Source organism: Flavobacterium sp. ENC (assembly GCF_020991415.1).
GTDB lineage: Bacteria > Bacteroidota > Bacteroidia > Flavobacteriales > Flavobacteriaceae > Flavobacterium.
In genome coordinates this window covers 283,840-300,837 of sequence record NZ_JAJMOY010000002.1, presented here as the reverse complement: position 1 = coordinate 300,837, position 16,998 = coordinate 283,840, and the positions used below count along the sequence as shown (strand labels likewise).

Annotated in this window: 12 protein-coding genes; 10 read left to right on the top strand and 2 right to left on the bottom strand. The window is 33.6% G+C overall.

Annotated elements, in window-relative coordinates:
* The first annotated feature begins 42 nt into the window (after positions 1 to 42).
* From LPB89_RS06175 to LPB89_RS06145, 7 genes are all read left to right on the top strand, one after another.
* Complete coding sequence (locus tag LPB89_RS06175; RefSeq protein ID WP_230700895.1) at positions 43 to 1,215, top strand: hypothetical protein; 1,173 nt, start codon at positions 43 to 45, stop codon at positions 1,213 to 1,215.
* Complete coding sequence (locus LPB89_RS06170; protein ID WP_230700894.1) at positions 1,203 to 1,547, top strand: hypothetical protein; 345 nt, start codon at positions 1,203 to 1,205, stop codon at positions 1,545 to 1,547. Before LPB89_RS06175 ends, LPB89_RS06170 begins: the two co-directional genes overlap by 13 nt.
* Entirely contained in the window at positions 1,529 to 2,005 is a 477-nt protein-coding gene (locus tag LPB89_RS06165; protein ID WP_230700893.1) for a prepilin-type N-terminal cleavage/methylation domain-containing protein, read from the top strand. The genes LPB89_RS06170 and LPB89_RS06165 overlap by 19 nt, the downstream gene beginning before the upstream one ends.
* On the top strand, positions 1,995 to 3,131 hold the full coding sequence (locus LPB89_RS06160; protein ID WP_230700892.1) for a type II secretion system F family protein: 1,137 nt from the start codon (positions 1,995 to 1,997) through the stop codon (positions 3,129 to 3,131). The genes LPB89_RS06165 and LPB89_RS06160 overlap by 11 nt, the downstream gene beginning before the upstream one ends.
* Before the next feature lie 204 nt (positions 3,132 to 3,335).
* Positions 3,336 to 6,746, top strand: coding sequence for an RHS repeat domain-containing protein (locus LPB89_RS06155; protein WP_230700891.1), 3,411 nt, complete (start codon positions 3,336 to 3,338; stop codon positions 6,744 to 6,746).
* A gap of 12 nt (positions 6,747 to 6,758) precedes the next feature.
* Positions 6,759 to 10,403 (top strand): DUF6443 domain-containing protein, encoded by a 3,645-nt coding sequence (locus LPB89_RS06150; protein WP_230700890.1) that lies wholly within the window; start codon positions 6,759 to 6,761, stop codon positions 10,401 to 10,403.
* A gap of 15 nt (positions 10,404 to 10,418) precedes the next feature.
* On the top strand, positions 10,419 to 11,057 hold the full coding sequence (locus tag LPB89_RS06145) for a hypothetical protein (protein ID WP_230700889.1): 639 nt from the start codon (positions 10,419 to 10,421) through the stop codon (positions 11,055 to 11,057).
* Between the two features lie 282 nt (positions 11,058 to 11,339).
* Here the strand turns inward: LPB89_RS06145 and LPB89_RS06140 are convergent, their stop codons facing one another.
* Positions 11,340 to 12,341 carry a transposase gene (locus LPB89_RS06140; RefSeq protein WP_230700888.1) on the bottom strand — a complete coding sequence of 334 codons (1,002 nt, stop codon included), beginning with the start codon at positions 12,339 to 12,341 and terminating at the stop codon, positions 11,340 to 11,342.
* Between the two features lie 1,081 nt (positions 12,342 to 13,422).
* On the opposite strand from LPB89_RS06140, the gene LPB89_RS06135 reads away from it, so the two are divergent.
* From LPB89_RS06135 to LPB89_RS06125, 3 genes are all read left to right on the top strand, one after another.
* A complete protein-coding gene (locus LPB89_RS06135) occupies positions 13,423 to 13,602 on the top strand; it encodes a hypothetical protein (RefSeq protein WP_230700887.1) in 180 nt (59 codons plus the stop codon).
* A gap of 678 nt (positions 13,603 to 14,280) precedes the next feature.
* Entirely contained in the window at positions 14,281 to 14,763 is a 483-nt protein-coding gene (locus tag LPB89_RS06130; RefSeq protein WP_230700886.1) for a hypothetical protein, read from the top strand.
* Positions 14,764 to 15,222: 459 nt separating this feature from the next.
* A complete protein-coding gene (locus LPB89_RS06125; RefSeq protein WP_230700885.1) occupies positions 15,223 to 15,774 on the top strand; it encodes a hypothetical protein in 552 nt (183 codons plus the stop codon).
* A 227-nt stretch (positions 15,775 to 16,001) separates the two neighbouring features.
* Here the strand turns inward: LPB89_RS06125 and LPB89_RS06120 are convergent, their stop codons facing one another.
* Entirely contained in the window at positions 16,002 to 16,988 is a 987-nt protein-coding gene (locus tag LPB89_RS06120; RefSeq protein WP_230700884.1) for an FAD:protein FMN transferase, read from the bottom strand.
* Between the last annotated feature and the right edge of the window lie 10 nt (positions 16,989 to 16,998).

Genomic DNA, 16,998 nt, shown 5'->3' with positions numbered 1-16,998 from the left:
CTTTTAGCTGCGTTAATTTTGTATGCCTATACTTTCATTTATATGAAAGAACAATCAAAAGGAGCAATAGAAAACATTCAGTTTTCGGATATCGGAATCAATGCGCTATTACAACAGAAAGAGTTTACTACCGATACCATTCCATTAGATTTTATTAAAAAAGAAAATCAGACCGTTAAAATTCATTTGTCACAATGGGGCATTTTTGAAAAAGGAATTTCTACCTCGCAATTCCGGAAAAAAAAATTCACTAAAACTGCTATTATAGGAGGTCTTATTAATTCTGAGGAATCCCCAACCCTATTCCTGCAGGAAAGTTATAATGCATTAACTGTTGTAGGTAACACAGCCATTCGCGGTATAGCGTACTTACCCGTACAAGGAGTAAATTCAGGTTACATTGGCGGGCATAGCTATTATGGTTCACAACTCATTTACGGGTCGATTAAAAAAAGTACAAAAGAGCTCCCACAACCTAAAAAAGAACTTTTAGAATCGATTGCCTATAACCTGAAGCAATACAAACCACTTACTGAAGATGATTATATCTCTTTGGGAAAAAGTTCTAAAATTACAAATTCTTTTCTGTTAAAGACCAAAACAATATATTCAGAAGATCCCATTATACTGGAAACCAAAACAATCACAGGGAACATTATCATCAAATCTGAAACCCTAATCAAAATAAAAAGAACAAGTCTGTTAAAAGATATCATTCTAATTGCTCCGATTATTGAAATTGAAGATGAAGCCATTGGCACTTTTCAGGCTATAGCTTCTAAAAGAATAACCGTTGGAAAAGCATGTAAATTAAGTTATCCTTCAGCTCTGGTTTTGTTTCAGGATAATAAAAATAATCCCGACGAAGTTTCAATAAATCCGATGGATAATAAAATTTTTATCGATACAAAATCTGTTGTAAAAGGAAGTATATGTTACTTTCAAACCAAAACTAAACCCGATTTTCAGACCCAGGTTGTTTTAGAAAAAGAAGCTATTATAAAAGGACAGGTCTATTGTAATGGAAATCTAGAAGTTAAGGGAACTGTTTCGGGATCTGTGATTACAAAACAATTTCTGGCCAACGAATCAGGATCTATTTTCGTGAATCACATTTATAATGGTACCATAGAAAATCAAAACATTCCGAGTATTTATGGAGGAATAGTATTCGAAGAAGAGCAACCTAAAACTGTTTTGAAATGGTTGTATTAAAAAAAATAAAATCTGCCACCCTGATTGAAGCTATTGTCGCAACAGTTCTAATTGTAATTGTGTTTGTAATTGCCAGTTTAATACTTAATAACCTGCTCTTAAATACTTTTTCCAAAAACACACATAATATCGAAAACAGGATCAATGAATTGGAATATGAAGTGCAGCATAACGCTATACAATTCCCCTATCAGGAAAGTTATAAAGGCTGGGAAATTACTATAAAACAGCAAAAAACAAGATCCGGCATACTGGTCAACTTTATGGCAACAAACAGGGATCGAAAGAAAGAAATAACAAAACAATTTGCAGTATGGCAGCAGGCAAAGTAAAATCATTTACACTCTCTGAGTTACTAATTGTTATGATTATCACAGCAATTGTGGTAGGTATGGCCTTTAGTGTTTTGCGATTGGTACAAAAGCAGATTCATACCATCCAGACCAATTTTGATAAAACCAGTACACTTGCCCTTTTTGAACAAAAACTATGGCAGGATTTTAACGAACCACATACTATTACCTACAATGAGCAAAAACATCTTTTACTGATGCTTTCCGAAATAGACACGGTTACCTATTCCTTTCGGGAAAAATATACATTGCGAAATAAAGATACCATTCCATTAAACCTTTCTGTTCAAAAAATATTCGCAAACGGAAAAGAGGTTCAAAACGGAAGTATAGATGCTATAACTATATCTGCAGCGACTACGCTTAAAGATTATGAGATTTTTGTCTCCAAAAAAAATGATGTAACCTTTTTTATGAATCAGGAAGATGGCCTTTAAAATAGAAAATACTCCCGCTAAAAAAGGGACTTCAGTAAAAAAAGCAAATAGTATTGAGCATTTGCTGAAAAAAGAAATTTCCTTTTTTGGTGATTCTTTCAATACTAAAAAGAAGCAGTCTTTTTATCAGGAATTAGCCGTCCTTTTAAAAGCCGGAATTACTTTTAAAGAAGGATTATCGCTGATTGTAGATTCCCTAAAGAAAAAAGCGGATAAAGAATTAATCCAATCCATACTCAATCAGGTCGTAAACGGAAAACCTTTTTCTGAAGCTTTGTCCGCTTCGTCCTCTTTTACGGAATACGAATACTACTCGATTCAGATTGGAGAAGAAACAGGGACTACTGCTCAGGTTTGTTTTGAACTTGGACATTTTTTTGAGCGTAAAAACGAACAGAAACGTATTATTATTGCAGCCCTGACCTACCCTTCTATTGTCTTAAGTACCGCTGTTTTGGTCGTTGCCTTTATGTTGAGCTATGTGGTGCCGATGTTTCAGGATATTTTCAGACAAAACAAAATGGAGTTGCCGTTTCTGACACAGGTAATTGTAAAACTATCAGTCGTCACCAAAACATACGGACTGTACTTTTTTCTGGCAATCATTCTTTTTATTTTTTCAACCCAGTTCTTTAAAGACAATCCCAAATACAAGAAAGCACTTCATTACTTTTTGATTAAAATTCCTATTATCGGATCTTTTATGACCAAAGTGTATCTGGCGCAATTTACACAGGCCGTTACTTTACTGACTACCGCAAAAGTGCCGCTGCTGAATAGTATTCAGATGGTCAAAAAAATGATTCGTTTTGTGCCCCTTCAGGAAGCCCTTGAAAAAGTGGAGGAAAGTATCCTGAAAGGAAATAGCCTAAGTACCAGCTTAAAGAACAATCCCCTCTTTGATAACCGAATTATATCCCTGGTAAAAGTAGCCGAAGAAACCAACCAAACCGAATATGTATTCAAGCAATTAAGCGAACAGTACAATCAGGAAGTGATACAGCAATCTAAAATCATGACGACTGTTCTGGAGCCTTTTATCATTCTTTTTGTAGGGGTTCTGGTGGCGGTTTTGCTGGTGGCTATGTATTTACCAATGTTTCAGTTGAGTAGTGCGATTGGGTAAAAAAACAAGCATTAACCTCTTAAAAAATAAAATTAACAAGATAAATATAGTATTATTGTAAAAGTAAATTTGAGTGATAAAATACAAAGCGAAATAAATTTTAATCCATTTATATGAGGAAAAATCAAGTGTCAATAGCTTTGCTTTAATAAAACTAAAATTTAGTAATACGCTCCTTAATTAATAAATATAAAACCTGACTAAATGAAAAAACAATTATTCTTTCAACTCTTATTTTTACTAATTTTTGATTTTTCCATAGCGCAAACTAGAGGATTGTCGAATATTGTTCCACCCTCTCCCAATGCATCATCATTAGCTCAATATGCAGATGTACCAGTCAGTAATTATACAGGAATACCTAATATATCAATTCCATTAATTGAGGTAAAATCGGGTAAAATAGAATTACCTGTAACATTAAACTATCATGCTTCAGGAATCAAAGTAGCTGAAGAAGCTAGCTGGGTTGGTTTAGGATGGTCATTAAATGCAGGAGGGATGATTACCCGACAAGTAAGAGGTCTTGATGATTTTGAACAATATGGGTATTTAAAGAAACAATTACCACCTTCAACTGCGAATAATTTACCCGATTGGTCTGATCCAACAAAACCTTTACCTAATACTGCTAATTTTTATTATTATGAAGAGCATTATTATGATGAGATAGAAATTGAACATATAGATCCGGAACCAGATATTTTTTATTATAATTTTCTTCAATACTCCGGTAAACTTGTATTTGAGAAACAAGAAGGAAATATTGTTAAGGCAGTATCACTAGATCAAAACAATTTAATTTTTTCTTATGATATAATTGCGAAATTATGGACTGTAACAGATGGAAATGGCTGGAAATATTATCTAGGCTCTACAGCTCTGAATGCCGTTGAAACAACAACAAGTCATAATCTGTCAAGTCCAGATCCTATTACTCCAAATAATGACAGAATTTCGAAATACGATCCTGATATTTTTGATAGTGCCTGGTATTTAACAAAAGTAGTGACGCCTGAAGGAGATAACCTCAATTTTTTATATGAAACTTTAGGTAAAACAATTAGCCAAATAAGCAGGTATGAACAAATATCCGATTATCTGGATTCAAAAGATCTATTAAATGGGCAATATGCTTACCGATTTACAAATGTTAATTCAAGAGTTAAATTATATTCTGCCAGTCAACAAATAATAAATCCGGTTTATCTTAAAAAGATAGTTTTTTTCAATGGATATGTTGAGTTTACTACAGAAGACAGAACAGATTTAAGAACATTCATTTCTACTGATCCTAAACCAAAAAGACTTAAAAATACAAAATTACTCAATATCGATGGCAAGTTAATAAAACAGTTCGATTTTACATATAGTTATTTTAATAGTACACCATCAGGAAGTGGAACACCTATTATTGATAATGAGGAAAGAAAAACGAGATTAAAACTGGAATCTATTCAGGAATCTACTGTAAATGCAAACAATGTAATTTTAAAAAAACCATCCTATACTTTTTCGTACAACCAAACACTACTCCCTGAAAAAACATCTTACTCCTTAGATTATTGGGGATATAATAATGGAAAGAGTAACAGTTCAATAGTTGATTACAAATACGAAAATTTCACTATCCAAGATCGTATAAAACTTACCCAACCAGGATCAAATACTTTTACAGAAACATTAGTACCTTTTTATGAAGGCACAGCAGCAAATAACATTTTTTTAACTGGAGCAAATCGCGAGGTTGATGCTACGAAATTACAGGCATCAATTCTTCAAACTATTAAGTATCCTACCGGAGGTATCGTAAATTTTGAATATGAGCCAAATGACTACTTTAGTGAATCCGAAACTTTATATGAAGATGAACCAATAGTATTATCAGCAAAGATACTAGGTAATGACATCATAAAAATGAATGAAAAATCATTTACATTAGATAAACTGACAATGGTTCATTTATATTTTAATACATATAATCTCTCTTCAACTCCTATAACTAGTAATATGACAGCCGCTTTAGAAGATCTAAATGGTAATCAGCTAATTGCAATAGCACCATGGTTAAATAGTTCTAATTCCTCATCATTTTATTCATATCTAACTGTTTTTTTACCTGCGGGCAGTTATAAGTTAAAAGTTAATAATGGTTCCACTTCAACTGTAAACATTGAAGCAAACGCCAGATATGTTAAAAAAAATCCAACTAACAAAAAAATTGGTGCCGGTCTTCGAATCAAGTCTATAACAACCAACGATCAAGGGCAATTTGTTAAGAAAAAAATATATTCTTATGAGAATAACAATGTTTCTACTGGTCGTTTAATAAGTCCGTATCATTTTTTCTACAATAACGAGATCCTTACAAACGGATTTTCAGGAGGGTATTATTCAAAACTAATTTTTCAACAAATTAATAAATATTTAGTGAGATGCTCAGACAGCGCAATTCCTTTTGGAAATTCAGCTCAAGGAAGCGTTATTGGATACAATGAAGTAACTGTCTCAGATGTCGATTCTACAAATATCAATTTAGGGTCATCAAAATATTTTTATAACAATGTAAAAGAGTTACCCATAGAACTTTTTATACCTGGAATCCCTAATTTAATAAATTTAAATAACGGACAATTACTAAAAGAACAGTATTTTAATAGTAATAATGCCAAGGTTAAAGAAACGGTAACAGAATATATTCGTGAAAATACTATAAAAAATATAAAAGGAGTCAAAATGTTTTCTGCTCCGGGAAGTACCAGTACTGATATACGTTTTTATGATGTTTTTTCAGAATGGTGGCATCCAAAAGCTACTATAGAAACGATTTTTGATATAAATGGTCAAAATCCCATAACAACGACTACAGACTATAAATATGATAACCTCTTACATAAGAATCTAACAGAAACACAAACAACGAACAGTAAAGGACAAACCATAAAGACAATTAAAAAATATCCTTCCGATTTAGTTGCCGGAATAGATGAAACCCCAGCAGCTACTATTTCAAATATGATGATTAATAATGTGATAAACCCTGTCATAAAATCAGAAACTATTGTAGATAATTTAGTTGTACAATCGAACATCTATAATTACACTATAAAAACTCATACTGACACAAATACTTCTAATAATATGTATTTGCCTAAGAATATAAAAATGCTCAAAAAAGGTACCGTTGCAGATTATGAAGAAGTTGTACAATTTGTTATGTACGATAATAACGGGCATATAGTACAGGAACAGAAAACTAACGGAACATCCATTTCATACATCTGGGGCTATAGGAATGAATATCCAATCGCAAAAATAGAAAATGCTTCATATAACAGTATTCCAACCACTTTAATAACTGCTGCCCAAACAGCCTCTGATTCAGGAAATGAATCTCAGCTAAAAATTGCCTTAAATAACCTTAGAAATACTACTGAACTTAGTACCGCTATGGTTAGTACATACACTTATATTCCAGTTATCGGAGTAAGCACCATCACAGACCCTAAAGGAGATACTATAACTTATACCTATGATACTTTCGGAAGGCTGGAATTCGTAAAAGATAAAAACGGAAATATCCTTTCTGAGAACCAATACAATTACAAACCATAAACCAAAAACAGCATGAAAAACTTTATAAAAATTATTTTGGTTTTATTTCCTGTTATGGTCATTGGCCAGACCAAGACCGAGAACTATATCAAGACGGTAACCTACAAAACAGCAAGCCTGACGGCAATACCAACTCCCACCCCTGCTCAGGCCTCCCAAAATGTAACCTATTTTGATGGACTCGGAAGACCCGTACAGCAAATTGCTGTGCAGCAGTCCGATTCAGGAAAAGACATTGTAACTCCAATTGAGTACGATGGTTTCGGCAGACAGGTAAAAGAATATCTTCCGTTTGCTTCGGCTCAAACCACTTCGGCTTATATCAATCCAACCACCCTGGTTTCAGATTTAACCGCACAATACAAAACCAATTACGGGACTGTCAATGCCAACCCCTATAGTGAGAAACAATTAGAAGCTTCACCTCTGAACCGTGTTCTGAAACAGGCAGCTCCCGGAAACGACTGGAGCATGGGATTGGGGCATGAGATCAAAATGGACTACCAGACCAATGTTGACAATGAGGTCAGACTCTTTACGGCTACCGCTGCCTGGGATCCTACTCTAGGACTGTCTACCATCTCTTTTTCAAACACTGGCACCTATGCCGCCGGACAACTGTACAAAACAGTCACTTATGACGAGAATACAGCAGCTCCGCTATCAGAGCTAAATGGTGCAACCGTAGAATTTAAAAATAAAGAAGGTCAGGTAGTACTAAAAAGAACCTATGGTACTGTAGGAACCGGAACCACTAATGAAAAACACGATACTTATTATGTGTATGATGTTTATGGTAATTTAACCTATGTCATCCCGCCAAAAGCAGTCGATCTTATTGGAACTGCTACAGGCCTGCAGGCTGACGTGACCTCTACGGCAGTAGTTGCTTCCGGGGTTTCCCTAGCCCTGACGGCTTCCAATTCGATTCGATTATTACCGGGATTTAATGCCAAGGCAGGCAGCACTTTTTCTGCTGTTATTGATAATGGCAATCAAACGATTCTCGACAATTTATGTTACCAATACAAATACGACTACCGCAACCGTATGGTAGAGAAAAAACTGCCGGGCAAACAATGGGAGTTTATCGTGTATGACAAACTCGACAGACCCGTAGCCACAGGACCTGCCAATTCCCCTTTTTCGGATATTGCAACAACAGGATGGCTCTTTACCAAATATGATGCGTTTAACAGGCCGGTTATTACCGGCTGGTTATCCGCTACGGTAACAGTGGCTACCAGAAAAACACTTCAGGATGCACAAAACGCCTTGACTTCAAATTTCAATGAAACCAAAATTGCTACAGCAACCAACACCATCGTACCCGCCACGACAGGAGTAAAATTCAGGTATGACAACGCAGCCTGGCCAACATCAGGATATCATGTAATGACTGTGAACTATTATGACGATTATAATTTTCCCGATGCACCTGCCACAATTCCCGCAACTGTTGCAGCTAATACTGCCGGATTAAGCCAGCCTGTTTATTACAATGCGACAACAAAACCGATCGGGCTCGCCACAGGATCCTGGGTAAGGGTTGCTGATCTGAGCACGAATTACAAATATGAACAGACCTACAGCCTGTATGATGAGAAGGCAAGGCTGGTACGTTCCTATACGCAGAATTTTCTGGGCGGTTTCACCTGCGTGGACAATAAACTCGATGCTTTCTCAGGTCAGCTGCAATATACCATAACCACACACAGCAGGCTGGCGACAGACCCTATACTTAAAACAACTGATACCTTTACTTATTCTGCTCAGGACAGGTTAAAGACCCAGACCCATCAAATCGGGACAGGAACACCGGAAGTTATTGCCAGTAATTCTTATGATGAACTTGGACAATTAATTTCTAAAAAGGTTGGAAGCAATACCCAAAACATCAATTATACCTACAATATCCGTGGATGGATGACAGGCATTAATGATGTTACGGCCTTGAGCATAGCGGGAGATCCAAAGGATTTGTTCGCTTTTAAGATTAATTATAACAATACGCCAGGCATTACGGGTGGTAAAGCCCTATACAACGGAAATATTGCGGAGACTTTCTGGATCAGTACTTCTGAAACAACTCCGGTAATACGCGGATATGCTTATTTATATGATAATCTTAACCGACTTAAAACAAGTATTTATAAGCGCGATGCCGTAATCAGCAATGCCTACAGTGAGAACCTAACCTATGATAAAAATGGCAATATAGGCAGTCTTACACGTAACGGAAACAGTGAAACTGCCACACAAATTGATGCTTTGGTCTACACTTATACCAATAGCAATACCACCAACCAGCTTTTAAAAGTAGTCGATAGTGCTCCCGCGGCTACTAAAATTTATGGTTTTATTGACAGTACCGCTAATACGGATGATTATACTTATGATGCCAATGGTAATATGACTAAGGACAACAACAAAAACATCACGGCGATTACCTACAATCACCTGAACCTGCCAACCAAAATAACTTTTGCAACAGCAGGAAACATTGCTTATCTTTACAATGCAACGGGGCAAAAAGTACAAAAGATCGTTACGGAAGGTACAAAAGAAACCATAACCGATTATTTGGGAGGTTATCAATATCTAAAGGAACCTCTCCTTGCTCCAGCCCTTAAGTTTTTCTCAACTGTAGAAGGTTATGTGGAGGTTTCAGGAAGTTCTTATAAATATGTATACCAATACAAAGATCATTTGGGTAATATCCGTTTGAGTTATGACAAAAACCTTGCGATTCAGGATGAAATCCAATATTATCCTTTTGGGCTACAACAAAAAAGACCGACTGATGTAATTGTTGCATCTAATTATAAGTATAAGTACAATGGAAAAGAGTTCCAAGACGAAAATATTGGTGGCTTTCAGTTGAATTTATATGACTATGGAGCAAGAAATTATGACCCTGCTATAGGGCGTTGGATGAACATTGACCCGCTGGCTGAAAAATCTCGTAGATTCAATCCTTATACATATGCTCTTAATAATCCTGTGTTTTTTATTGACCCTGATGGAATGGAAGCTAAATCGCCAATTTTCGATAGCAAAACTGGAGCATGGTTAGGGAATGACAGCACAGACTTCATGCATGATGATGTTTTATTTATGGATGCTGATAAATATAAAGAATTGAAAGCCAACTCAGAGAATGGTGTTGTAGACCATAAAGATGCGATTAAAAATAGCAAGTCAATTGCTGATTTACCTGATACGGCAGAAGGAATGCAATTATTCCACAATGCGACAGATTTTATTGCTAAAGTAACTTATCAGGTCTTTCATGGTGAAAATCCTACCGAAGGATTGCTAGCTGGAGAAATTTCAACTTCTTCAGAGAAGCTTGGTTTAGGAATAAATAATCCAGAAAATCTAGGAACTGAATTTGGACAGACTAACAATATGGCTGAGGCAACTGGTGATAAGCCTGGTGTCGAAAAAATTTCTATAAATTTTGATAAACGTAAATTCTTAAATAATGCTGGTAATATTGGTTCTCTATTTGAACATGAGTATCATTTTCACGGTGTGTCAAACATAAGAAATATTAACACGCCAAATGCTGAATCAGTTATTTATCAGAAACAAGCGAAAACATCAATTTTTAAGTTTACATCTGGGCATTATAAACAACATGTCTTGGATTAATTAAAATTATAAAAAATGAAAACTAAAAACACTTTGATTTATTTACTTCTTCTTTTTATTTTTTCTTGTCAAAAAGAAGAAGGATTTTATAATATGAATCTTGTCAAAGCTGAAACTTATCTTAAAGATAAAACTCATGGAGGAGCATATGACACTCCTTCAATTATTTTAACATTTAAATTCCAAAATAATACAAATAATTATACTTTCTTTTCAACTAAACAAAGTAATGATGATAAACGAAACTTGTCCCATTTATATCTGTTGGATACTTTAAAGAATCAAGTAATAGAAATCTATTCAGGCGATAGACCAGTCATTAAGCCTAAGACTAATATAGACGTAGAAGGAATTATTGAAATTAGAGATTTTAAAAATTATTTTGAATTAGATGATAATTTCTTAAATAAAAAAGATTTTAGTAAAGATGAAAAGCTTATTGAAGCAAAAGTCAATAAATTATTAAATAATTCTATTATTTTATACGTGCAAGATTCATCTGATATAGAATCTTTTTTATTTTTTAATCGAGATAATTTGCCGATTACAGCAATTGGGGACAATATTGTAGTAAAAGTTAAAAAGCAAATAATAAAATCTAAAATTTATACTCCGAGAAAACTCAAAAAGTTAAGAGAGATTAAGAGGACTTAATCAAATAAAAAAGCCACTTCATTACAGGAGTGGCTTTTTACTGTTTATAGAGTTGCTACATGTTTAGCGAAAAAATCTTTGAATTATCAATATTCCCAACCTTTGTCGAGTTTGCCAGTATGAAAATCTTCACTAGCATTAATTCCTTGAAAACTAGAGCATTTCCGAACTTTTCATTATTCTCAAACGTATATGTTCCGTAACTGCAATCCCCGCTCTCCGAAGACTTCCTTATGAAAAGCTGCGCATTCTATGATAAAAAACAAATAAAATAATTAAAAATTAGGATGCAAATTTATAAGTATTGATATAAGGACTTTCTCTGTTAATAACAGCGAAAACTCTGCTTATAAGTTTGCATCTAATATTATTTAAGACCAACATTGAGTTTTTACCTTCTACTTTTTTCTTATTGTAATATTCCTTTAGTTGTAGATCATATTTTAATGTTGTCATTGCGCACATTTGTAATAATGACTTCATTTTTTTATCTGCCATATGATTTACTCTTGTCCTTCCTTTTACACTGGAACCGGAAGTATGTTCAAAAGGCGCAACACCAGAATAACAGGCAAATTGTCTCCAGTTCTTAAAAGCTGTAAATCCTTTTGTTGCGATAATCAAATAAACGCTGGTTTGTTCTCCCAATCCAGGAATCGATTTGATAAGTTGAGCTTGCTTAGTTAATTGATCGTTTGCTTTAATGACTTCTTTAATTTTTGACTCAATTTTATGGATGGAATTTTTAATAGATTTGACAAGAGTTTGGTTAATTTGTGATACTTCATTAAAAATTATTTTATCCGTGAAAGCTTTACTTTCCTTGGTCGCTTGTATAAGTAATAATGCTTTTAGCATTTTCTCTCTTTCAGTATAAAGGATTTTTAGTTTTTGAATATCTATGCTTGCAAAAGTGAATAGTTTTAATTTATCGATGTTTCTATAACTGTAATAGGAAATATCTTTAGCATCAGTTTTATCATTTTTTCCTCTTGAAATTCCTTTTGATTTTTTTATTTCAATAGCCGGAACAATCCATAAATCTAAATTAAGCTTTACTAAAACACTTGATAAATGATTCGTATAAACACCGGTGTTCTCACAACAAAAAAGAGTAGATTCTTTATCCACTTTTCTATCCAGTTTTTTAATAAATATTAAAAAACTTTTAATATTGTTCTCGATGATAAAATGCTCTGATTTAAGAGTTGAAGAATCAAGGATATTAATATCCAATTTTGCTTTTGATACATCAATCCCCACATAAAATAAATACTTTTTCATAACTTTGAATTTAGGATAAACAAAAATGTTGAACTTCTTTAGAGCCTTTATTAGACCGCCATGTCTATCATTCTATTTGAAGCAATTCAACGGGATTCAAGGAGAAGGCAGAGGACTAATGCGCAGGATAGTTCTTAACTACAAATGTCTAAAGTTCACCTCTGCTTTCCTTTGAATAAATTTAAAGTTTTTTATCTAATCCAAAGTAAAGGCAAATGTCTCTGACTTGGCGCTTTTTTTATATCTTAGAAATTATAAAGGTGTCAAAAGTCTCCTGACTTTTTACGGTTACTTGTTAAAATAATTTATATTAGTGTAGTTTTTAAAGTCGGAGACTTTGAGAAGTTTTTTTTTTAAAATTACATTTTTTTAAATGGCGCAAAGTCAGAGAAACTTGCGCAGCGCAGGAACACTTCGTAGAGCGGGGTCACAATTAAATGAACGATTTAATGATTCAGAAGCTGACCAAAGAGCAATTCATAATGCATACAAATTTTAAACTATGAAAAATAATTTTACCAGTTTAAGTATAATAAATTTTTTATTTTTTATTATATGCTTAATAATTTATTTATTGCCAATCTTTATTAATGGTGATACTAATAGAATATTACTTGGGAAGCTAACTTTTAACGTATTTTATCCATCTTTATTTTGTTGTACAGTACTAACATCTCTGTGTATTATTAATAAGGCGAGAATTAGAAAAACTTTTTTGTTTTTGAATTACGTTGTTTTATTCTTTTTGTTGGTGTTTTTATTTAAGATAATATATGTTATTTTGTAAATCAACGGTGTGGCTAATCTATCACATGTGTTGGTGGTTAATTATTTCATATAATATTTGAGGATAATTAAGGATTTATACTAAAATTACAACAAAATAGAGTAGTGATACAACACTTTAGATTTATAACCTATTGAAATAGAATAAATAGCAGTGAAAATAATTTAAAGATGAGCAGTAATGCTCATCTGTTTTGTTTTAATATTGCCTAAATGATCTAAAATGAGTAAACATGCTATGCTAAATGGAAGTTTGCCACCAGGAAATAAGATATTTAGATAAAAAAATAAGATTATGAAATTTAGTATTGGACCACAGTTTTCTAGAGAATTTTCTAATGAAGACAGACTAATAGTTGATGATTTAACAGATACTTTAAATGGATGTATATCTGAAAAAAAATATAACTCAGAAATAGAGAAGATATACATCGCTGTTCTTTGTGTCTCTAAAGGATTCGAACCTTTTTTTTAAGCAAGACCTTTAAAAATATTAAAAAACGAACCAGCGATTGAGTACGAAATCAAACTAGAGTTTGAAACTTTTTTTAAAGCAAACAAGGAAGAAAAAATAACGATTCTGAATAATGAATTTCTAAATCAATCAAAAGAAATTTGAGTGATAAGAAGTTAAAAAAATTTGATACAGATGCCTTTATTAATGACATTAGAGAATGTTTAAATAAAAATTAAATATGTAAAGCATAATTTTACGCCTGCTCTCCGAAGTGTTCCTCATGAAAAGCTACGAACGTCCCCCTTGCTGGCGCGAGCGTCTCGCTCGTGAACGCAAAGTGAATCGACAAAGCATAAAAAACAAAGAACTCGCAGTGATGCGAGTTTTTTTATGTTCACTCGCTAGCACGAACATCTTGTTCTTAGACACAAAGTATTTCTTACATTAGCTGCAAAATCTAATAATGAGTAGAAAATAAAAATTTGGCAAGAAACTACGGTGATAATGACCAAAATATTTAAGAAATTGATATAAATGGATTTTAATGTGTTCACGAGCGAGACGCTCGCACTAGCAGGGAAGAGCAGGTGCAATGGCTATAGGATTGGAAATTTTTGCTTTTCCAAAAACAGTTTATTCTACTGTTATGGATACATATGGAAAAATTCACAAATCAACTAAAGAATAATAACAATTATGATATTAAAAAATAAAATAAAAGGATGGGGTTTACTTGTCACGGCTTGTATAATAAGTTGTGATGGAACATTAGGAGGGTTCAATACAATCAGCTTTCCTAAATCAAAGAAAAATATTGAAAATGCAATAGATACTTTATATTCAAATTACCCTGATTATAGGATTCCAGATAAATATAAGGATTTTGATAATTGGTCAAAAAGTGGGTATGATTTTTTAGATACTCGGATATTCTATTTTAGTCAGGCTCCTGAGGAAATGTACTATGTTTCTTTTGTCGGAGATGAAGAAGCTTTTAAAGATTCGACACATATCGATATTGCTATCCGTGCAGTTTTTGTGGGAAATAAAAAAAAGTGGTTTAAACAAGAAGATTTTAGCAAAGAAGAAGAAAGTAGAATTCAAGCAAGATTTAATTCAGAAATAATATCTAAACTTGAAAGATATACAAAAAGTAAAGCTAAAGATTTAGGTTATTAAATTCTGAATTATATTTTAAGAAGCGGTAAATAAAATTATTTCGATAAACTTACGACAAAAGTCCCACTCTCCGAAATGTTCCCCTTGCTCTCCGAAGTGTTCACCCTGCTGGCGCGAGCGTCTCGCTCGTGAACGCAAAGTGAATCGACAAAGCATAAAAAAACAAAGAACTCGCATTGATGCGAGTTTTTTTATGTTTCACTCGCTAGCGCGAATGTCTAGTTCGTAGTCGCAAAGTATTTCTTACATTAGCTGCAAAATCTAATAATGAGTGTAAATACAAATTTGGCAAGAAACTACGGTGATAATGGCCAAAAATGTTTTAGAAATTGACAAAAATTGATGCTGATTACGTTCACTAGCGAGACGTTCGCGCTAGCGGGGCCAAAAGTCAGAGATTTTTGCTGCAGCAACAGCGATTAAGGCTTCGGAAAGTTGGATATATAAATTTTAATAATTATGGAAGGAATAATAAGCGCTTATCTTTTTTTAGCATGCTTTTCACTGGGTGTGTTAGTTTTTATTTGTAAAAAATTAGAAAAAAGAAAATTGACTAAATATTTATACTTACCAATTATACTGTTTACAATATTTTGGGTTTATGCTTCAATATTCATGATTTTTGAAGACATTCAAGAATACAATTCTTACAATCATTTAAATATTAATGATATTAATAAAATTGAAATAGGAAATAGAATTCTAAATAAAAATGATACGAATTTACTTTTTGAAGCATTAAAAAAAGACAATTTTACTTGGTCAAACCATCCTACTATTACCAAAATCGATACCGTTAAAATTTTTTCAAAAATTCGTGGATATAAATTTATAATTAAAAAAACTTCAAACCAGGGAGTACTAATAATTAGAATTAATAAAAAAGGCAATAAATATGTAACAAATAGAAATGATAATTTATTAAGCTTTATAAGTGAACCTATTAAAAAAGATTCCTTAAGTAATAACAGACTTTACCAAGAAATAGATAGTATATCAGCTTTAAAATGAAAATTGGATAGCATTTACATTACTCAAAAGAGAAAAATATTATTTCTTATCCATCAACCGCTTCATTTTTATGTTGCAAAATGTCTACTGACTACCCGCAACGCTAATCCACCAATAGAATAAAAAAGTAAAACCTCGCCATTCAGATGAGGTTTTTTTATGCTTTTTAGAGACTGCTTCCGATAATTAGTAAATGTTCTAAAATAATGTAAACAAAACCCTTGACCTCAATTCCTCCTAAAATTCTTCGATTTAAAAACCTTTCCCTTATCCGTAATCATCAGACAACTATACGCCGGATATTTATTGATTAACTGAAGTCCGGCTTCTTTTCCGAGAACAATCAATGACGTACTGAAACCATTTGCCATTTCGGCGCTTGGTCCGAAGACGGTGACGCTCACCAGTCCGGTTGCGGGATAACCTGTGATTGGATTTATGATATGGGAATATCTTTTACCATTTAATTCTACGAACTTTTCATAATTACCGGAGGTGGTAACGGCTTCTCTTTTCAGGGAAAATGTTTTGACGAATTTATCCGTATCAAATGGGTTCGTTATGCCTATAGTCCATTCTTTACTATTGGGTTGTGCTCCCCAGGTGGTGAGATCACCTGAAGCATTTACAATGCCGGCTTTTACGCCTTTGCCTTCCATCACTTCGCGGGCTTTATCGGCTGCATATCCTTTTCCGATGGATCCAAAACCAATTTTCATTCCGGGTAGTTTCAGGAATATCGTCGATTGAATACTGTCTAAGAGTATGTTTTGGTACCCCACTTTTTCGACTGATTTTTTGATTTGTTCTGGTGTGGGCATTTCGGTCATAGATCCATCATATTTCCATACTTTTTCCAATGCGGCAAAGCTAATATCGAACGCCCCGTTTGTGATCTTAGAAATAGCAATTGCCCGCTTCGTCAGATCAAATACTTCCGGGTCTACTTTTACGGCGCGGATACCCGCATTTTGGTTGACCTCTGAAACCTGAGAATCTGATTTCCAGTCTGAAATAAGGTTTTCGATACGTGTAATTTCTGCAATGGTTTCTTTTATTCGGGTTTCAGCCGTTAGTGAATCTTCTGCGACAATAGTAATATCAAAACGACTTCCCATCAGCAATGTGGTTCTTTTTCGCAGCACTTGTCCTGTGCAGGCAAAACTGTACAGGAACAGGCAAATTGGAACTATATTTAGTATTTTTTTTAACATGGTTTCAAGC